Genomic DNA, 18,124 nt, shown 5'->3' on the forward strand with positions numbered 1-18,124 from the left:
TGCGTCGTCGCGACGGCGCCTTGGGGTCGGTCACGATGAGCCGCATTTCGCTAACCCTTTCCGACATCGCGCTGGCGGATCTGAAGAAAGACTTCGACGCGTTCGTGCGCATCTCCGCCGCCGTCGACCGTCACTTCACGCCACCGCCCTTCGACGACTTCCTGCGCGCCCGCCTGCTCGACAGCACCGTTCCGCTCACCGAAGCCGCCGTCGCACAATTGCTCGCCGGGGGCATTACGCGTGGGCCAAGCGCACGTTCGACAAGCAGTTCCCGGACGTCGTCTCGATCATCCTGAACCAGGCGCGTCAACACGGCTTTTATTTCGTCTCTCGCCCCGAATGGACGCGCGAGGACATGTCGCGTCAAGCGAGCCGCTGGGCCGAGGGTATCGTGCGCGAAGCGAAGGGCGAGGAACGCATCGTGGAATCGCTCGCGGGCCAGATTGTCAGTTCGGCGCAAGACCTGCGCGCACTGGAAGCCGCCTTGCAGACGCCCGCTTGGCGCGCCGCCTCCGTGCTGCGCGAGCGCGTGTTCGATGCCAAGCGCAGCGTGGAGACCGCCCGTTCACTGCAAGCGCGCGAGCGACTCGGCGAACTGCGTGCACTCCTCGATCTGGCGGTGATCTACGGATCGGTTGGTGCTCAGGAGGCCGAACAGATTCTCGACTACCTCCGAGTCCTGCGCCCCGAGTTGTTCAACGACGATCCAGGCATCTTCGAGCGGCTTGCGGCCTGGCTGCGGCGTTTGCTGACGCCAGACCTGCCTCGCCCGGCCGTTGCGCCGCAAGCACCGCCGTCCGGCATGACGACCGACGCATCGCGTCAGCATTCCGACCCCCTGCAACCGCCCCTCACGCGCTGACCGCGAGGCGGCACCTGAGCCGCCCCCCGTATTGGCGCCCGTCTCCGCTCACCGGTTGAAGATCAACGCGACGCCCGCGCTCGCGATCAGCGCCCCCCACCAGGCGCCTGCCGCCGGACGCTGCCGGGTGCGAATCCACATCAGCGGCAACACCACGACCGGCGTGGTCGCCGAGAGCGTCGCAATAACGCCGGTGTTGCCGTGCCCCATGCCGTAGAGCAGCAGCGTCATGCCGACGGCCACGCCGACGAAGCCCGACGCCGCCGTGAGCGCGAGCGTGCCCGGCGTGAAGGCCGAGAAGAGGTCACGCCCGCGCCGCGCGGCGAGCATCGTCAGCCCGAGCGCCGACACCCCCACACGCACCGCCGACGCGCTCACCGGATCGACGCCGGCGGCCATGACCGGTTTGGCGATGAGCGTTCCCACGGAGTGACACAGCGCCGCCACCAGCCCGATGGCGACGCCCACGCGCACGTCGCCACGCACGGACTCCCAGTGATGAGCATCCTCGCGGCGGCCACCGAACGCAACGGCGAGCGCCACGCCCGTCGTGACCAGCGCCACCCCGATCACCGCCCGCCAGCCCAGTGCCTCGCCGAGCCAAACATAGCCGAGCACGGCGGTCATCGGGGCGTTCGTCGCGAAGATGATGGAGTTGCGGCGGGGCCCGAGACGGCCGAGCGACGTGTAGAGAATCGTGTCGCCCACGAGAATGCCGATCAGCCCCGACGCCGTGAGTCGCAGCCACTGTTCCAGCGTAAGCGACGGCCACCCACGCTGCATCGCCACCGCGATGAGCAGCATCGCGAAGACGAGCAGCATGCGGGCGTAATTGAACGGGAAGGAACCGGCCCGGCGCACGGGCGTAATGGCGATCATGCCGCTGAAGGCCCAGCAAAGGGCGGCACCGAGCGCGGCAAGGTAGGCGAGTTGGGTTGTCATGGTCTGGGGGCAGACGGCTCGCAGGCACCACCGCCCCGCGCCGTTCGGACGCCATTATACGAGTCGCATGCCCCATTCGGGGCATGGCCCGCGCGCCGACCTCAGATATCGTCGTCCAGATGATGCAACGTGTCGAACATGACCCGATAGGCCGCCGCCACACCGTGCGCCCCGCGCAGCATGCGCAAGCGCGACGCCGCATCGGGCTCGCCCGCCTCCTCCACCCATTGCGCGAGCAACGAGGTCCCGCCGCAGACACTCGCGTCTTGCCGCGCGTGCGCTCCGACGGCCGCGAACCCTTCGGCGGCCGACGGATACCGCTGCGCGAGCGCGTCGAACTGCGCCTCGATCTCGCTGGCCGCACGCACCGCTGCCGGCGCCTGACTGAGCGCGCAACACCCCACGTAGGCGGACATGTCGCCCGCCGCGCCAATGATGAAGTCGATGAGCGCATGCGTCGCATCGAACGCGCCGCTGTCGAGGAAGGTGCGGGCCGCCGGGCCACAGCGAAGGAGGCCGGCGGCAAGCATCGTCGCCTGTCCGCGCTGCTCGCGATACTGGCGCAACAGCATCGGTCGCAGCGCCGCGTCGGTGCAGCGCTCGACCGCCATGCGATTGTGCACATCCGCCCCCGCCGCGCGATGGTAGTGCTGCGCGAGAAACGCCAGCACCTGGACGTCGCTCGATTCGCCTGCCAGGAAGCGGGCCCAGAATGGCGCGGCGAAAATGCCGCGCACCCAATCGTCGCAAATGCGCCCGAACGCCGACACGAAATTGCCCTGCGTGGCGGGCAACACCTGCACCAGCGCTTCGTCGACCAGCATCGCGAGCCAGGTGCCCGGCAACGGCACCTCGGCGAGCAGCACACCGTGCCGCATACGATCCAGCCACATCGCGGTTTCGGCGAGCGCGCCGTGCAATGTGCACGACACCTCGTGCGACGACACGACGACGGCCTGCGCCTCGACCGTCCATCGCGCATGCGGCGACGCGATGACCCATACCGCCGTGTCGTACGCCGCCAACGCGACCGGCGCGGCGGGCAGAGGAGTGGCGACCGGTGACGCGATCGGGGCACTCATCGGACGATCGCCCCCAGCAGCGCCACCCCCGCGGGATCGATGCGCCTGACGACCTCCACGCGCAGCGTCGCCCCCCCATCGCCCAGCGACAGCCCCGGCACGTTCTGCACGGCGCCCAAACGACGGCGGGACGGGGTTCGCCCTTTGCCACGTGGCGTGTCCGGCGCGCCGCGCGCCAGCCGACGTGACGCCGGCTCAGGCATGCAGGCGGTCCCGTCGGGCGGAGACATCGCGCGACCTTGCGCCCCGACGGGCGCCTCCAGGACGACGGGAAGAAAAGGAAACGGTGACGGCGGCGCATTGGACGGCATGTCGGCTCCTTTCGAAAATCGGATGGCGCGGACGCCCGCGCCTCTTGCAAAACTGCCGCGCAAGCCGCGCATGCCATGCCGGGCATGAACGCAGGCGCCTGCGGGCCAAACATCTACCATAGGAATCCCTTAGGGATACGAAAAAGAACGGAGGCTCTAGAAGTGCGCAAACCACGTAGCTCCATCGCCCTCCGGCCTCCCCGCGGGTGCGGCGTGAACGACCGGCCGCGCCCCGAGGGATGACGACGATTCGACGTCGGTCGCCATCGTGAACGGCAAATGCGGACAACGTCGCTCAAACACGCAAATTCAAGACTTTTCCCAAGAACCTAGGGGATTGATGTCGGAATACGACGTTCCGCCGGCACGCCTTCCTCGTAGCGATGCGGGCGGCACAGCGCAGCGCACGAGAGTGCGCCCACTTGAAGTACCATGATTGTTTCCGATGCTGTGCCCCGGGGAGCGACTCTCATGCATCTTTATCAGCGTCTGCCGATCTTCGTTTTCGAGATCGAGGCCTGCGAGAACCTGACGTTCATCACGATGGCGATTCGCTTCAATCTGGATCGCAACGGTCAACATCTATCGTTGGCCGACTGGCAACGCTTGCCCGAAGCGGCGCGCGAGGCGCTGGCCTCATGCAGGCCCGGCGACGAGGACTTTGCCGCGCGTCTCGACGAGATGGCGAACCAGTATTTAGGGCAAGCGGTGGCGCGCAGCGTCGACCCTGCGCCTACCGCCTGGCAGGATACGAACGTGTTGCCGCCGGGACTGCTCAAGCAGTGCGAACTGGCCGACCTGCTGCCGCCTGCGGTGGGCGACTGGGCCGCGCTCACGCCGTTCCGTCGCTATGTGCTCGCGAAGCTCTCGCGACGCGACACGCTCAATCATTGCTTTGTCCCGGCCATGCTCGAGTTCGGGCTGGCGCAAACGCCGGCCGATCTCTGAGGTGCGTCCCCCGGGGTCAGGTCACGGGCGCCGGGTTGAAGAGGACTAGCGCGTTGTGCAGGCCCCAGCGTTCCGCCCAGGTCTTCTCGCCGCTCGCCACGGCGAGCATCAGGTGAAAGAGCTGCCAGCCGACGTCTTCGATGGTGGCTTCGCCCGTGGCGATGCGCCCGGCGTCGACATCCATCAGGTCATGCCAGCGACGGGCCAGATCGGAGCGCGTCGCCACCTTGACGACGGGCACCTCGGCCAGCCCGTAAGGCGTGCCGCGTCCGGTCGTGAAGACGTGCATGTTGATCCCCGCCGCGAGTTGCAGCGTGCCGCAGACGAAATCGCTCGCTGGCGTGGCGGCGTAAATCAGCCCGCGCTGGCGCGAGCGGTCAAGCTTGGCCCCCGGCGCGATCACGCCGTGAATCGGCCCCGTGCCGGACTTCACGATCGACCCCATCGCCTTTTCCACAATGTTCGACAACCCGCCGCGCTTGTTGCCCGGCGTGGTGTTGGCGCTGCGGTCGACGCGGCCGCGCTCGAGATAGGCGTCGTACCAGGCCATCTCGCGAATCATCGCGTCGGCCACTTCCGGGGTCGCCGCGCGTGACGTAAGTTGATCGATCCCATCGCGCACCTCGGTGACTTCGGAGAACATGACCGTCGCGCCCGCGCGCACGAGCAAATCCGTGGCGAAGCCCACCGCCGGGTTCGCCGTCACCCCGGAGAACGCGTCGCTGCCGCCGCACTGCACGCCCACCACCAGCTCCGACGCCGGCACCGTCTCGCGCTGGCGAGCGTTAAGACGCTCCAGATGCGTGCGTGCCGTTGCCAGGATCGAGTCGATCATCGACAGGAAGCCGACGTGCGCGTCGTCTTGCAGACAGACGGTATCGGGCTTGCCATCCGCATTGGCGCTGCCGATCGGAATACTGCCCGCCGGCAAGAGGCGCTCGGGCTGAAGCTTCTCGCAACCGAGACTCACGACCATCACTTCGCCGCCGAAATTCGGGTTCGTGGAGATGTTGCGCAGCGTGCGGATCGGCACGTCGGCGTCCGGCGCATCGATGGCCACGCCGCAGCCGTAGGTGTGTTCCAGCCCGACAACGTCGTCGACGTTCGGATACTGAGGCAGCAACGTCTCCTTGATCCGCTTGACGGCAAATTCGACCACGCCGGCCACGCACTGCACCGTGGTCGTGATCGCCAGAATGTTGCGGGTACCGACCGATCCGTCGGCATTGCGATAGCCCTGAAACGTGAAGCCCTCGAGCGGCGGCAGTGACGCGGGCACCCGCGTGCTGATCGGCAGGCGATCCAGCGAAGGCGCCTCGGGCATGACCAGATTGCGCTCGTTGACCCAGCTGCCCGCGGGCAGCGCACGCGCCGCATAGCCGATCACCACACCGTAGCGAATCACCGGCGCCCCTTCGGCCAGATCGCTCAGCGTGACCTTATGCCCCTGGGGCACGGCGTCCACGAGCGTGAGTCCGTCGGCAAACCGGCGACCGGCGGACAAACCGCCGTCGTTCACGACGATGGCGACATTGTCGTCCGGCTGCATCCGAATATAGCGCGGCACATCCTTCGTCCCAGACCCGCCTTCACCCGCGGCGTCCGTGCGCCCCGCGTCCGTCATTGATGCCATGTTGCTCACTCCTTCCTGTTTTCCGATGAGATGCGGCGCCTGCACGGGTTCACACATGCGATACGCCATCGACGCTGAAGACTCTCTCGGCCAGCGCGCATAACGGCGTCGAATTTCGACGTTGTCGCGCATGCCGCCACTCATGTGTCATCATACATCTAGATTCGCGCTGTGCGTACCCCTCAAGTCTGGCGGATAAATCGGGGAAATCCCCCTTCCATGCTTTGTACGGGTTAATCCCACTGCCATTCTTTTCAACAGCCTCTTGTTCGATTTCATTACATGTTATACGATGACATATAACTCAGCGCCGAGCGCTGGTTGAGCTTCTTTCTTCCTTATCGAAAACGGCCCCGTGGCCGACAGGAACTCTTGACATGACCGCACCTCAAGAACTCAAGCAGATCGTCTCCGACGGCTTGTTGTCTTTCCCCGTCACCGACTTCGACGCGAACGGCGACTTCAACGCGCGTGGTTACGCGGCCCGACTTGAGTGGCTGGCGCCGTTCGGTGCGACGGCGCTTTTCGCGGCGGGCGGCACGGGCGAATTCTTCTCGCTTACCCCGCGCGATTACAGCGCCGTGATCAAGACGGCCGTCGACACCTGCGCAGGCAAGGTGCCGATTCTGGCAGGCGCCGGCGGCCCGACGCGTCTGGCTATCGAATACGCTCAGGAAGCCGAGCGTCTTGGCGCCAAGGGCGTGCTGCTCATGCCCCACTACCTGACCGAAGCGAGCCTGGACGGGATCGCCGCTCACGTCGAACAGGTCTGCCGTTCGGTCAACATCGGCGTGATCGTCTACAACCGTGCCAATTCGAAACTCGGCGCCGACCAACTCGAGCGACTTGCCGAGACGTGCCCGAACCTGATCGGCTTCAAGGACGGCGTGGGCGATATCGAACGCATGGTGCAGATCCGTCGCCGCATGGGCGACCGCTTCTCTTATCTGGGTGGTCTGCCGACGGCCGAAGTCTATGCCGCAGCCTACCGCGCGCTGGGCGTGCCGGTGTACTCATCGGCGGTCTTCAACTTCATTCCGAAGACGGCCATGGCGTTCTATCACGCCGTGTGCGAGAACGACGAGGCCACGATCGGCCGCCTGCTCGACACATTCTTCCTGCCCTACCTGGAAATCCGCAACCGCCGCGCGGGCTACGCCGTGAGTATCGTCAAGGCGGGCGCGAAGCTCGTCGGTCGCGATGCCGGCCCGGTGCGCGCGCCGCTGACCGACCTGCTGCCGAACGAACTCGAGATGCTCGACGCGCTGATCAAGAAGGTTGAAGGCTAAGGAGCCCACGCATGCAAATTACCGGTGAGATGTTGATCGGCCACGCCGACGTGCGAGGCAACGCGGGAACGCTCGAAGCGTTCGATCCGTCGCGCGGCGAGCGGCTGACGCCCGCGTTCGGCGCGGGCAGCGCGCAAGACGTCGAACGCGCTTGCGAGCTGGCTCGCGCCGCGTTCGACCCGTTCCGCGCATTGCCGCTCGCCAAGCGTGCCGAGTTCCTGGAGGCCGTCGCACAGGCCATTCTCGATCTGGGCGACGCACTTATCGAGCGTGCTCACGCCGAGACCGGATTGCCTGCCGCCCGCCTGCAAGGCGAGCGTGGGCGCACCGTTGGCCAACTGCGCATGTTCGCCCGCGTGGTGCGTGACGGCCACTTCCTCGACGCCACCGTCGACCCGGCGCAGCCGGCGCGCGAGCCGCTGCCGCGCAGCGACTTGCGTCTGGCCAAGATCGGCCTCGGTCCCGTGGCCGTGTTCGGCGCGAGCAACTTCCCGCTGGCGTTTTCGGTGGCGGGCGGCGACACGGCGTCGGCGTTTGCCGCGGGTTGCCCGGTGATCGTCAAGGCACATTCGGCGCACCTGGGAACGTCGGAACTCGTGGCCCGCGCCATCCGCTCGGCAGTGCAGGCGCTTGGCCTGCCGGAAGGGGTGTTCTCGCTGCTCGTGGGCGAACGCGCCGTGGGCGAGGCGCTCGTCGCGCATCCGGCGATTGCCGCCGTGGGCTTTACCGGGTCACGCACCGGCGGCCTCGCGCTGCAACGCATTGCGCAGTCGCGTGCCGTACCGATTCCGGTCTATGCCGAAATGAGCAGTATCAATCCGGTGTATTTGCTGCCTGAGGCGCTGAACGCGCGCGGCGAAGCGATCGCCAAGGGTTTCGTCGACTCGCTCACGATGGGCGTCGGTCAGTTCTGCACCAACCCGGGGATGGTGCTGGGTATCGCAGGTGAAGCGCTCGATCGCTTCTGCCGCACGGCCACCGAAGCGCTCCGCGCGAAAGCCGCCGGCACGATGCTGACGCCGGGCATTCATCAGGCCTACGACAAGGGCGTGACGCGACTGGTCGACGAACCGAACGTGACGCTGCTCGCGCGCGGTCAGGCAGGGGGGGCATGCCAGGGCCAAGCCGCCCTCTTCCGCACGAGCGCCGCCGAATTCCTCGCTACGCCGGCACTGCATGAGGAAGTCTTCGGCCCGGCATCGGTCGTGATTGCCTGCGATACCGTCGAAGAGATGATCGCGATCACCGAGCGTCTGGAAGGACAGCTCACAGCGACGCTGCAACTCGACGCCGGCGATACCGAGGCAGCGCGCCGCTTGCTGCCGAGTCTGGAGCGTCGCGCCGGACGCATTCTCGCCAACGGCTTCCCGACCGGCGTCGAGGTGTGTCATGCGATGGTCCACGGCGGTCCGTTCCCGGCGACGTCGAACGCAATGTTCACGTCGGTGGGCGCCACGGCCATCGATCGGTTCCTGCGTCCGGTCTGCTATCAGGATCTGCCCGACACGCTGTTGCCTGAAGCCCTGCGCGAAGGCAATCCGCTCGGCCTGTGGCGACTTCGCGACGGCGCAATGTCGCAGGCATGACACGCCGCCCCCACGCGTAGCAAACGTCACTGCTGCAAAGACAAACGCCCTCGATTTCGAGGGCGTTTGTCTTGGGGACGACGCGTTGGGTGTGTTGAATGCGCGCGTTGAATGCGGCGCATGCGATAGATGCGCTGACCACCGCTACGACGCCGCGGGCACCTGCGTGTGCGTCGGCAACGTCACCAGACCGTACAGCGGAGCGACCTGTCCCTGTGAAAGCCCCCTGGCGACCGCCTTCAGGTTGATTGCCCCCGGCGCGCCGATCAGCGCGTAACCAAGCTGTCCCTTGCGCCACGTCACCACGCCCATCCGGTCGATCTGCTGCTCCGCCACGTCCTGATCCGGACGCGGGTCGCGCACCACGCAAAGGGCGACGGGGTCGCCCGTCTCCGGCAGGTACACCATCTGCACCAGCGTTCGATCCTGCCAGCGCAGGCGTTGCACCCCCTTGAACGTCAGCCCCTGTGCGCGCAGGTCGGGAACACTGATATCGAGCTTGTCGTCGTGCCGAATATCGCTGACGGTGCGCGCGATGTCGCCATCGTCCACCCGCACCGACGCGATCGTGTCGCGCACATAGAGCTGCTGGTATTCGGCGGCCGCGCGCACCCACGTCGTGCCTTGCGGCGACTTCGGCGGCGCCGTCACCGAGGCGGTCATGAGTGCCCCGCCCCCCGTGCCCAACCGGCTCAGCGCGCCCGGCAACCAGGGCAAGGTGATCGCTGTGGCCGCTACGCCAGCCGCAAATGCGGCGAGCAGCCACCCCGCGCGCACGCGGCGGGCGGCGGGCGCATCGTTCGCCGCGGGCGGACTGAGGGACGCATCGACGGATACGGACGCGGCCGGCGACAGCGGGGTCAACGGCTTCATGGCATCGGCACCGTCTTGTGGCGTCGACGTCTGCCGCTGCGCATGCGCGCGCAGCAATGCCTCTAGATGGGCGCTCAGGCTGGCCGGCACGGGCGGAATCACTTGTGCGGCGAACGTCTCCCGATACGGCAGGCGCGACGCGCGCAACGCCTCGACCGCGTCGGCCAATTCGGGCGACGCGCCAATGGCCGCTTCCACCTCGGCCCGCTCGGCGGCGGGGAGTGTGTCGTCGACGTACGCGAGCAGGCGGATATCGTCTTCGTTCATCACGCATCCTCCTCACGTGCGCCGGCGTCAGGGCCGACGTTGTCGGCACGGCGGGGTTGCCCCTTGGATTGACGGAACTGGTCGCCGACGGTGCGGCGTGCGCGTGACAAGCGGCTCATGACAGTACCGATGGGCACGTCGAGCACGAGCGCCGCCTCCTGGTAGCTCAGACCTTCGACCGCGACGAGCAGTACCACGAGCCGCTGCGCTTCGGGCAGACGGTCGACGGCGCCAAACACCTGGTGATAACTGGCCAGGTCTTCGGGCGACGACGCCTGAAGATCGGGAATCGCCTCGACGTCGGCGTCGTCCCAGGCCAGACTGCCGCGCGAGCGGACGCGACGCGCACGGATCTCGTTGATCCACGTGGTGTGCACGATGCGGTACATCCAGCTCAATGCCGAGGTACCGGGCTGCCACTGATGCACGCGCTCGAGCGCGTGCAGGCAGGCACGTTGCACGAGATCCTCGGCGTCGTGGCGATCGCCCGTGATGCGCAGGGCGAACGCCCAGAGGCGCGGCAACAAGCCAGGGAGCAAGCTGGGCAAATCCTGACCGGTCATCGGCAAATGTCCTGGCGGAGGGTGCCTGGCGTCAAGCCAGTCCGAAGCAGCGCCGGCGACGACCGTCGACGCTTGCCGCGAAATTATACTGAGCCGCCGCGACTTTGCACTACGCCGCGTGGCCGGCCAGACCGCCAACACCCTGTACTCCCCGCCGGATCTGCGTGCGCTCCCGCTCAGGGCTTGACCACGTGCCACACGTCCTTGAAGCCGTTGCCCTTCATGTCACCCTGGGCAGTGTCCTTCGAGAAGCGATACATCGGCTTGCCCTTGTAGGCCCATTGCATCGTGCCGTCGTCGCGCGTCACGACGGTGTAATCGCCCTCGGCCTTCGCTCCCGGCGCGGCCATCACGGGCGGCCAGGCGGCGGCACACGGGCCGTTACAGGTGCTCTTGCCGCTGCCGGCCACATCTTTGTCAAACGTGTAGACGGTACGGTTCTGGCTATCGACCATCATGCCGCCCATCGCCTTGAGCGGGGCTTCGGCATGGGCAGCGGCAGCGGCGAACAGACCGGCGGCCGCCACGATTGCGGTGAGAACGGAGGACATCGATTGACGTTGGTTCATGACATTGGCTCCTGAATGAAATGTCGGGGACGACACTCTCAGAACGCCCGGTCGCGACGCTTTATTCCGTCCGATGTCAGTGATTTTTTTGGTGCACCGCAATGCAGTGCGGTGCGAAGAAGAGAACAGCGGGGGACGGCAGTGCCATGGCAGCGTAAGCGGCACGTGCCGCACATCCCCCCGGACCTTCCCAAGGCGACGGCGGCACTCCCAACGACCTACTCTCCCTTCGGCGCTTCCTTGACGCGGCTCACGAGCTGCGTCGGACTCACGAATTGCAGCGCGATGAGCACCCACAACAGCGTGATCGCCATATAGATCATGGCCATGGCGTCGATCGACTGCGGCGCCCGCACACCGGTCGAGAACACCGCGTAGTACAGCGCGACGACGAGCGTCTGCGTGTCGGGACCCGCCGTGAAGAACGTCAGCTCGAACATCCCGATGGTGCGTACGAGCACCAGCAACCCGGCCGCGAGAATGCCCGGCACCAGCAGCGGCAGCAACACGTAGCGGAAATACTTCAGCGTGTTGGCCCCGAAGATGCGCGCGGCGGCTTCGAGATTCGGATCGATCTGCTCGATGAACGGTGTCATCACGAGAATCACGAACGGCAGCGACGGCACGAGGTTCGCCAGAATCACCCCCGCGAGCGTGCCCCCCAGCCCGACCTTGTAGAGCACCGTCGCCATCGGAATGCCGTATGTGACCGGCGGCACCATCAACGGAAGCAGGAACACCAGCATCGCGAGCTTCTTGCCGGGGAACTGCGCACGCGCCAGCGCATACGCTGCAGGCACGCCCAGCGCGATCGACAGCAGCACGACCGCACCCACGACCTCCATGGTGACCCAGAGCACATCGGCAAGCTGGAAATCGCGCCATGCCTGTGCGTACCAATGCAGCGTGAAGCCTTGCGGCAGCGGCGTGCCGAACCAGCGGGTGGCCAGCGAGTTCATCGCGACGGTGGCGATCATCAACCCCACGTTCACGAGGAAGAAGATCATCGCGCCCCACACCAGCACACGCCACAGACGCGAGCCCGGTCCTTCACGGCGCATCTTGCGTCGTGCCGTGGGGGCAGCCGCCAGCGAACTCACGGGCGAAGGCGTGGTCATGAAATCTCCGTTTTGCGCGGCCAGGGGTCCGGCCAAATGCTTGTTGGTGGCGCTCATCCCTTGCCTCCCGTGGTCGGACCGCTATAGAAGGCCCGGCGCGCGCCGAGCATCCCTGCCACGATCAGCAATTGCACGAAGCCCATCACAATCGCCACGCACGACGCCAGCGAGTAGTCGTAGCTCTCGAACGCGGCTTCATACGCTGCGATCGACACCACGCGTGTGGCCCCGGCCGGTACCCCGAGCAGCACCGCCGACGGGAACACCGAGAACGCCTGCACGAACGACAGGCACGCCGCCATCGTCAGTCCCGGCACCAGCAGCGGCAGATAGATCAGCCGGAACTGTTGCCACGGCCCGGCGCCAAGCGTGCCGGCCGCACGCGCGAGCGTCGGATCGATACCCGTTACGTACGACAGAATCAGCAGGAACGCGAACGGGAAACCGGAAATCACCAGCGAGATCAGCACGCCCCAATAGTTGTGCGTCAGACGGACTTCGTCGCTGTAGAGATGCAGCGCATGCAATGCCTGCGGGAACCAGCCGTTCGGTCCATAGTACGTCAGCATGCCGTCGGCGATCAGCACCGTGCCGAGCGTGACGGGCACGACCAGCAGCATCGTCACGAACTTCGACGCGCGCGTACTCTTGCGCAGCGCGAACGCCGCCGGAATCGACGCGCCGACGTTGATCAACGTGGCCGGCACGGCGAGCTTGAGCGTGATGAGTACCGTCGGCCACAGCGTTGGGTCGGTGAAGAACTTCACGTAATTCGCGAAGACGCCGCCCTCCATCGGCTGAAACGACAGGAACAGACCGTAGGCGAACGGGTACACGAACATCGCGAGCAGGCACACAAGCGCCGGGGCGACGAGCCAGCCACGGCCGTCGAAGCGCGCGGCCGGCGTGAGCGATGGGGATGCGGCGGCACTCATGCGCGCTCTCCGGCGTAGACGAGCGTGCGCTCGGCCGGCACGCAAAGCGGCACGCGCTCGCCAACGGCATAGTCGCCGGGCAGGCGCGCATACAACGGGCCGAACGGCGACGCCACGCGCAGCAGCGAATCGCGGCCACCGTATTCGACGGTCTCCACGACCGTATCGAACGCATTGTCGTTGGCGGCCTGTGCACGCTCGAAGTCATCGGGACGAATCGCCACGCTGACCTTGCCCTCGCTGCCGGGCGACTCCATGAGCACGCCGTCGAACGACGCGCCACCGCTCGACACACGGGCGCGATCGCCCTGCGCCGACGTGATCGACACGTCGAACACGTTGCGATAGCCCATGAAGCGCGCCACATGCAGATTGCGCGGACGGCAATAGACATCGCGCGGCACACCGATCTGCTGCACGACGCCTTCCTTCATCACCACGATGCGATCGGCCATCGAGAGCGCTTCGTCCTGATCGTGCGTTACGTAGATCGTGGCGCGGTCGAGTTCGCCGTGAATGCGGCGAATTTCGGCGCGCATCTCGATGCGCAACTTCGCATCGAGGTTCGAGAGCGGCTCGTCCATCAGCACGACGGGCGGCTCGATCACGATGGCGCGAGCGATGGCCACGCGCTGCTGCTGCCCGCCCGAGAGCTGGCCCGGCAGCTTGCGCTCGTGCCCCACGAGCTGCACGAGTTGCAACGCCGCGCGGGCTCGCTTCTCGATTTCCGCACGTGGCATGCCCCGCATGCGCAGGCCGAAGCCCACGTTATCAAGCACGCTCATGTGTGGGAACAGCGCGTAGTTCTGAAAGACCATGCCGAAGCCGCGCTTCTCGCTCGGCAACACGTCAATGCGCTCGTCGTCGAGCCAGATGGCGCCGCCGGTCAGCGGCGTAAGTCCGGCAATACAGTTGAGCGCGGTGGATTTACCGCATCCCGAAGGCCCCAGCAGCGCGATGAATTCGCCTCGCTCGATGGTCAGGTCCAGGCCGTTCAAGGCGGCCACGGACTGACCTTCCGCGTTGGTGAAAGCGCGCGCAACGTTATCGAGGCGCAGGTGTTGAAAGTTGTGCTTCATGGACGACTCCGATCACTCCGGTCACTTCGATTTCCGCGCGCCGATCTCGGCATCCCACTTCTGGAATGCGGCGACCATCGCGGTCGCATCGAGCGGCACGGCATGCGGGAAGTCGGCGATGAGCTTCGCGTATTCCGGACGGCCATACTTCGCGATTACTTCCTGGCTCTTCGCCGGCGCGGCGGACAGCGGCACATCCTTCACGGCGGGGCCCGGGTAGAAGTAGCCGTCGTCGTAGGCGAGCGCCTGTTGCGCAGGCTCGAGCATGAAGTTGATCAGCTTGAGAATGACATCCATCTTCTCTTTGGCGACGCCCTTGGGCACGACGATGTAATGCGCATCATTGACCCACGTGAACTTGTCGAAGGCCTGCACCTTGAAGCTTGCCGGCACGATGCCCAAGGCGCGCGGGTTGATGTCCCAACCCGTCATGGTCACGGTCATGTCGCGACTGCCCTCACCCAGTTCCTTCATCACCGCCGACGTGCCGCCCGGGTAATAGGGAATGCACGTATCGAGCTCCTTCAGGAACGCCCACGTCTTGTCCCAGCCCTTGATCGGATCGTGCGGGTCCTTGTCGCCCAGCAGATACGGCAACCCCATGAGGAATGCGCGGCCCGGGCCCGAGTTGGCAGGACGTGCATAAATCAGCTTTCCAGGATTGGCCTTGCACCACGAGAGCAGTTCGGCGGCCGTCTTCGGCGGATGACTGACCTTGGCCGGGTTGTATTCAATGAGCGGTCCGGCCGGACTATACGTCACGGTAAGGCCGTAGCCCTTTGAGAGGTCCTGCATCGCACGCACGTTCGGCGAGTACTTGTCGAGCACGCCCGGCAACTTTGCGCTGTAGTCGGGCAACAGACGCTGCCAGAGGTTTTGCTGAATACCGGCGGCAAGCGCATCGGTACCCGTGAGCACGATGTCGATGTCGGAACGACCCGCCGCTTGCATGGCCTTGATCTTGCCCGGCAGTTGCGGGGCGGGCGCGTTGGTGAACGTGATCTTGGAAACAAGATCCGGGTACTTGTCGCGGAAGGCCTCGAAGCCCTTCTGCGTGAGTGCGAGATTGCCTGCGACGTCCACGATGTTCAGCGCGACCGGCGCAGCGGTTGCGGTACTCGCGATGCTTCCCAATGCGGTCGCACATGCGAGTGCGCCGAGTGTGCGTTGCCAGAATCCTCTGCGGCTGAAGGCCATGCTGTCTCCTCTTCGTGTTGAATTTCTCGTAAGTCATCATATGACTTGAGTGGTGAATTTGCAATCAGAAGACACCTCGAAACGTCTCAGAGATTTCCCTTAGAGATTCCTATGCGTTTGTTTATTTGCGCATTTTCAGGCGATTTTAAAGGGATCTCTTACCGTTTATCAGGGATTTCACCGATAGAGAGACGTCCCGTCCGTCACCTAAATTACGGCCAGTCATACGATGACGTAAAAGTAGTCCATAAAACGCAATTTGCGTTTCCGTCCCTTGCCCTGCTCCCCCTGGAGCCGGAGGATGAGTCGCTGTGAAAATTCACCGCATCACGATCACCCCCATCGCCTTTCGCGACCCACCGTTGCTTAACGCGGCCGGCATTCACGAGCCGTATGCGCTGCGTTCGATCATCGAGATCGAGACCGATAACGGTCACGTGGGCCTCGGCGAAACGTACGGCGACGCGCCGGTACTGGCGTTGCTTGACAGCACCCGAGCGCACCTTATCGGCATGGATCCGTTCGACACCAACGGCTTGCGCGCGCGCGTCGCGGCGGTAGTGCGTCAGGGCGTGCGCGGTGAGCGCGTGGAATACGAACTCGCGCCGGGCACCGATCCGCGCAAGGACGCCGAGAAGATCTACGCCGCGTTCGAGGTGCCCTTCCTCGATCTGCAGGCGCGGCATCTGGGCATTCCGCTGGTCGAACTGCTCGGCGGCGCAGTCCGTCCCGAGGTGCCTTACAGCGCGTATCTGTTCTTCAAGTACGCGCAGCACATCGACATGCCGGCGACCGGCTATCCGCTCGACCCTTGGGGCGAAACGCTCAACGCCGAGCAACTCGTTGCCCAGGCGCGCACGATGATCGACGCCCACGGCTTCGGCAGCATCAAGCTCAAGGCCGGGGTGCTCGAACCGTCGGAAGAGGTGAAGTGCATCAAGGCGCTCAAGCGCGCTTTCCCGGACAAGCCGTTGCGCATCGATCCGAACGGCAACTGGTCGCTCGCCACCGCGATTGCGATGGGCCGCGAACTCGCGGGCGATCTCGAGTACTACGAAGATCCTACGCCTACGCTGGAAGGCATGGCGGAACTGCATCGCGCCACGGGCATGCCGCTCGCCACGAACATGGTCGTGACCGACCTGCGGCAGTTCCGCGAGAACGTGCGGCTCAATGGCGCGCAGATCATCCTGTCCGACCATCACTACTGGGGCGGCTTGCGCGACACGCAATTGCTCGCGCGCATGTGCGAGACGTTCGATCTCGGACTGTCGATGCATTCCAACTCCCACCTCGGCATCAGCTTGATGGCCATGACCCATTTGGCTGCCAGCGTGCCGCGCCTGTCGTACGCCTGCGATACGCATTACCCGTGGCAAGCGCCGGACGAGGAAGTCGTGCGCGGCGGCAAGATCGCCATTCGCAATGGCGCAGTCGCCGTGACGCAGGCCCCTGGGCTTGGTCTCGAGATCGATCAGGACCAGTTAGCAAGGTTGCATGAGCAGTTTCTGCGTTGCGGAGTGCGCACTCGCAACGACGCCATTCAGATGCGCAAATACCAACCCGACTGGAGCGGCAGAGCCCCCGTTTTTAGTTTCCCGTGAGCATGCAACAACGTTTCAAGCGAAGTCCAAGAAAACACACCACAAAAGGAGAAGTCGTGAGACATTCGAAATTGTTTGCCGGGCTTGTATTGGCCGGTCTCGCCGCCGGTGCCGTACCGGCGTTCGCGCAGTCGAACGTGACGCTGTACGGCATCGTCGACGATGCCATGGCCTATAGCAGCAACCAGAACGGCAAGTCGAACACCTATCTGCGCAGCGGCAATCTGGCGGGGAGTCGCTGGGGCCTGCGCGGCACGGAAGATCTTGGCGGCGGCACCAAGGCGCTGTTCCAGTTGGAGAACGGGTTCGACATCAACAACGGCGCGTTCAGCTCGTCGGGCCAGATGTTCAATCGTCAAGCCTTCGTCGGCCTGAAGAACGACCGGCTCGGCACGGTGACCATCGGCCGTCAATACACACCGTACTACATGATGGTCGGCACCATCGGCCCGACCACCTACGTGACGGGCGCGACCGGCGCACACCCTGGCGATATCGACGGTCTCGACACCACCATCCGCATCAACAACTCGGTGACCTACACGTCGCCGGTGATGTGGGGCGTGACGGCCAGCCTGCAATACGGCTTTGGCGGTCAGGCCGGTGCGTTCAGCAAGGGCAACACGTACTCCGGCGCGCTGCGCTACGACGGTGGCCCGCTCTCGCTGGCCGCCGGCTACCTGCGCCTGAACAACGTGGGCGGCGGCGGGGCGACGTGGAATGGTGCGTCGACCGGCACACCGGGTACGTCTTCCCTCAACCAGGGCTATGTCACCGCCGACGTGCTGCAGCACATCGCCGTGGCCGGCATCTACACCATCGGCAGCGTGACGCTGGGCGCGACCTACAGCAACGTGCAGTACAAGCCGGGCGCGGCGTCGCTCTTCCATGACACCGCCATCTTCAACACGGCCGGCGTGCATGCGTCATGGGTCGTGTCGCCGCAGTGGCGTCTGGCGGCGGCGTACAGCTACACGGCGGCCTCGAAGGCGAACGGCATCACCGATGCCGCCACCTACCATCAGGTCTCGCTTGCGCAAGTGTATTCGCTCTCGAAGCGCACCTCGCTGTACGCGCTCGAAGCCTGGCAGCACGCCAACGGCAAGTCGCTCTCGGCCAATGCGGCGAGCATCATCAATGCCGGCCCGGCGGTTGGCGACTCGCAGAACAGCACGCCGTCGGCGACGAGTTCGCAGGTCGTCGGCATGCTGGGGATCCGCGTCGATTTCTGACGCGGGTTCGTCCGTAGGAAAGCTGCCCGGGCTG

Annotated in this window: 16 protein-coding genes and 1 pseudogene; 6 read left to right on the forward strand and 11 right to left on the reverse strand. The window is 65.5% G+C overall.

The window, feature by feature from the left end; all coding sequences use genetic code 11:
- The first annotated feature begins 35 nt into the window (after window positions 1-35).
- Window positions 36-862 (forward strand): annotated as a pseudogene (locus DRB87_RS18385) (DUF4088 family protein).
- Window positions 863-910: 48 nt separating this feature from the next.
- Here the strand turns inward: DRB87_RS18385 and DRB87_RS18390 are convergent.
- From DRB87_RS18390 to DRB87_RS18400, 3 genes are all read right to left on the reverse strand, one after another.
- Window positions 911-1,804 (reverse strand): DMT family transporter, encoded by an 894-nt coding sequence (locus tag DRB87_RS18390; protein WP_130026922.1) that lies wholly within the window; start codon window positions 1,802-1,804, stop codon window positions 911-913.
- 101 nt (window positions 1,805-1,905) lie between these two features.
- Window positions 1,906-2,886 carry a hypothetical protein gene (locus tag DRB87_RS18395; RefSeq protein ID WP_130026923.1) on the reverse strand — a complete coding sequence of 327 codons (981 nt, stop codon included), beginning with the start codon at window positions 2,884-2,886 and terminating at the stop codon, window positions 1,906-1,908.
- Window positions 2,883-3,089: a hypothetical protein gene (locus tag DRB87_RS18400; protein WP_130026924.1), complete on the reverse strand. Its 207-nt coding sequence runs from the start codon at window positions 3,087-3,089 to the stop codon at window positions 2,883-2,885. The genes DRB87_RS18395 and DRB87_RS18400 overlap by 4 nt, the downstream gene beginning before the upstream one ends.
- A 579-nt stretch (window positions 3,090-3,668) precedes the next feature.
- Between DRB87_RS18400 and DRB87_RS18405 the strand changes: the two genes are divergently transcribed.
- The gene (locus DRB87_RS18405; protein ID WP_130026925.1) at window positions 3,669-4,145 is read left to right on the forward strand and encodes a nitrate reductase associated protein; all 477 of its coding nucleotides are present in this window, start codon (window positions 3,669-3,671) and stop codon (window positions 4,143-4,145) included.
- 16 nt (window positions 4,146-4,161) lie between these two features.
- Here the strand turns inward: DRB87_RS18405 and garD are convergent, their stop codons facing one another.
- A complete protein-coding gene (gene garD / locus DRB87_RS18410) occupies window positions 4,162-5,769 on the reverse strand; it encodes a galactarate dehydratase (RefSeq protein WP_130027956.1) in 1,608 nt (535 codons plus the stop codon).
- Between the two features lie 386 nt (window positions 5,770-6,155).
- Here garD and kdgD point away from each other — a divergent pair, with 386 nt between their 5' ends.
- Both kdgD and DRB87_RS18420 read left to right on the forward strand, forming a co-directional pair.
- Window positions 6,156-7,067 (forward strand): 5-dehydro-4-deoxyglucarate dehydratase, encoded by a 912-nt coding sequence (gene kdgD, locus DRB87_RS18415; RefSeq protein WP_017232956.1) that lies wholly within the window; start codon window positions 6,156-6,158, stop codon window positions 7,065-7,067.
- A gap of 11 nt (window positions 7,068-7,078) precedes the next feature.
- Window positions 7,079-8,653 (forward strand): aldehyde dehydrogenase (NADP(+)), encoded by a 1,575-nt coding sequence (locus DRB87_RS18420; RefSeq protein ID WP_130026926.1) that lies wholly within the window; start codon window positions 7,079-7,081, stop codon window positions 8,651-8,653.
- A gap of 144 nt (window positions 8,654-8,797) precedes the next feature.
- Here DRB87_RS18420 and DRB87_RS18425 read toward each other — a convergent pair whose 3' ends face one another.
- The 7 genes from DRB87_RS18425 to DRB87_RS18455 all read right to left on the reverse strand — a co-directional run bounded on the left by DRB87_RS18425 (window position 8,798) and on the right by DRB87_RS18455 (window position 15,254).
- Window positions 8,798-9,793: an anti-sigma factor gene (locus DRB87_RS18425; RefSeq protein ID WP_206100036.1), complete on the reverse strand. Its 996-nt coding sequence runs from the start codon at window positions 9,791-9,793 to the stop codon at window positions 8,798-8,800.
- Window positions 9,793-10,356, reverse strand: coding sequence for an RNA polymerase sigma factor (locus tag DRB87_RS18430; RefSeq protein ID WP_130026927.1), 564 nt, complete (start codon window positions 10,354-10,356; stop codon window positions 9,793-9,795). The genes DRB87_RS18425 and DRB87_RS18430 overlap by 1 nt, the downstream gene beginning before the upstream one ends.
- 176 nt (window positions 10,357-10,532) lie before the next feature.
- Window positions 10,533-10,925 (reverse strand): hypothetical protein, encoded by a 393-nt coding sequence (locus DRB87_RS18435; protein WP_240756055.1) that lies wholly within the window; start codon window positions 10,923-10,925, stop codon window positions 10,533-10,535.
- Window positions 10,926-11,143: 218 nt separating this feature from the next.
- The gene (locus DRB87_RS18440) at window positions 11,144-11,986 is read right to left on the reverse strand and encodes an ABC transporter permease (RefSeq protein WP_240756333.1); all 843 of its coding nucleotides are present in this window, start codon (window positions 11,984-11,986) and stop codon (window positions 11,144-11,146) included.
- A 110-nt stretch (window positions 11,987-12,096) separates the two neighbouring features.
- Window positions 12,097-12,978, reverse strand: coding sequence for an ABC transporter permease (locus tag DRB87_RS18445; RefSeq protein ID WP_130026929.1), 882 nt, complete (start codon window positions 12,976-12,978; stop codon window positions 12,097-12,099).
- A complete protein-coding gene (locus DRB87_RS18450) occupies window positions 12,975-14,057 on the reverse strand; it encodes an ABC transporter ATP-binding protein (RefSeq protein ID WP_130026930.1) in 1,083 nt (360 codons plus the stop codon). Before DRB87_RS18450 ends, DRB87_RS18445 begins: the two co-directional genes overlap by 4 nt.
- A 21-nt stretch (window positions 14,058-14,078) precedes the next feature.
- The gene (locus DRB87_RS18455) at window positions 14,079-15,254 is read right to left on the reverse strand and encodes an ABC transporter substrate-binding protein (protein WP_130026931.1); all 1,176 of its coding nucleotides are present in this window, start codon (window positions 15,252-15,254) and stop codon (window positions 14,079-14,081) included.
- 311 nt (window positions 15,255-15,565) lie between these two features.
- Here DRB87_RS18455 and DRB87_RS18460 point away from each other — a divergent pair, with 311 nt between their 5' ends.
- Together DRB87_RS18460 and DRB87_RS18465 are read left to right on the forward strand one after the other, a co-directional pair.
- Window positions 15,566-16,858, forward strand: coding sequence for a glucarate dehydratase family protein (locus DRB87_RS18460; RefSeq protein WP_130026932.1), 1,293 nt, complete (start codon window positions 15,566-15,568; stop codon window positions 16,856-16,858).
- 71 nt (window positions 16,859-16,929) lie between these two features.
- Window positions 16,930-18,090, forward strand: a complete 1,161-nt coding sequence (locus tag DRB87_RS18465) for a porin (protein WP_130027958.1) — start codon at window positions 16,930-16,932, stop codon at window positions 18,088-18,090.
- The last annotated feature ends 34 nt before the right edge of the window (window positions 18,091-18,124 follow it).

Origin of the sequence: Pandoraea sp. XY-2, from assembly GCF_004193915.1 — a bacterium.
Lineage (GTDB): Bacteria > Pseudomonadota > Gammaproteobacteria > Burkholderiales > Burkholderiaceae > Pandoraea > Pandoraea cepalis.

What these genes read in the sequence shown, in the direction of transcription:
- DRB87_RS18390 (WP_130026922.1), bottom strand. Translation starts at nt 1,804, where the DNA reads ATGACAACCCAACTCGCCTACCTTGCCGCGCTCGGTGCCGCCCTTTGC.
- DRB87_RS18395 (WP_130026923.1), bottom strand. Translation starts at nt 2,886, where the DNA reads ATGAGTGCCCCGATCGCGTCACCGGTCGCCACTCCTCTGCCCGCCGCG.
- DRB87_RS18400 (WP_130026924.1), bottom strand. Translation starts at nt 3,089, where the DNA reads ATGCCTGAGCCGGCGTCACGTCGGCTGGCGCGCGGCGCGCCGGACACG.
- DRB87_RS18405 (WP_130026925.1), top strand. Translation starts at nt 3,669, where the DNA reads ATGCATCTTTATCAGCGTCTGCCGATCTTCGTTTTCGAGATCGAGGCC.
- garD (WP_130027956.1), bottom strand. Translation starts at nt 5,769, where the DNA reads ATGACGGACGCGGGGCGCACGGACGCCGCGGGTGAAGGCGGGTCTGGG.
- kdgD (WP_017232956.1), top strand. Translation starts at nt 6,156, where the DNA reads ATGACCGCACCTCAAGAACTCAAGCAGATCGTCTCCGACGGCTTGTTG.
- DRB87_RS18420 (WP_130026926.1), top strand. Translation starts at nt 7,079, where the DNA reads ATGCAAATTACCGGTGAGATGTTGATCGGCCACGCCGACGTGCGAGGC.
- DRB87_RS18425 (WP_206100036.1), bottom strand. Translation starts at nt 9,793, where the DNA reads ATGAACGAAGACGATATCCGCCTGCTCGCGTACGTCGACGACACACTC.
- DRB87_RS18430 (WP_130026927.1), bottom strand. Translation starts at nt 10,356, where the DNA reads ATGACCGGTCAGGATTTGCCCAGCTTGCTCCCTGGCTTGTTGCCGCGC.
- DRB87_RS18435 (WP_240756055.1), bottom strand. Translation starts at nt 10,925, where the DNA reads ATGAACCAACGTCAATCGATGTCCTCCGTTCTCACCGCAATCGTGGCG.
- DRB87_RS18440 (WP_240756333.1), bottom strand. Translation starts at nt 11,986, where the DNA reads ATGCGCCGTGAAGGACCGGGCTCGCGTCTGTGGCGTGTGCTGGTGTGG.
- DRB87_RS18445 (WP_130026929.1), bottom strand. Translation starts at nt 12,978, where the DNA reads ATGAGTGCCGCCGCATCCCCATCGCTCACGCCGGCCGCGCGCTTCGAC.
- DRB87_RS18450 (WP_130026930.1), bottom strand. Translation starts at nt 14,057, where the DNA reads ATGAAGCACAACTTTCAACACCTGCGCCTCGATAACGTTGCGCGCGCT.
- DRB87_RS18455 (WP_130026931.1), bottom strand. Translation starts at nt 15,254, where the DNA reads ATGGCCTTCAGCCGCAGAGGATTCTGGCAACGCACACTCGGCGCACTC.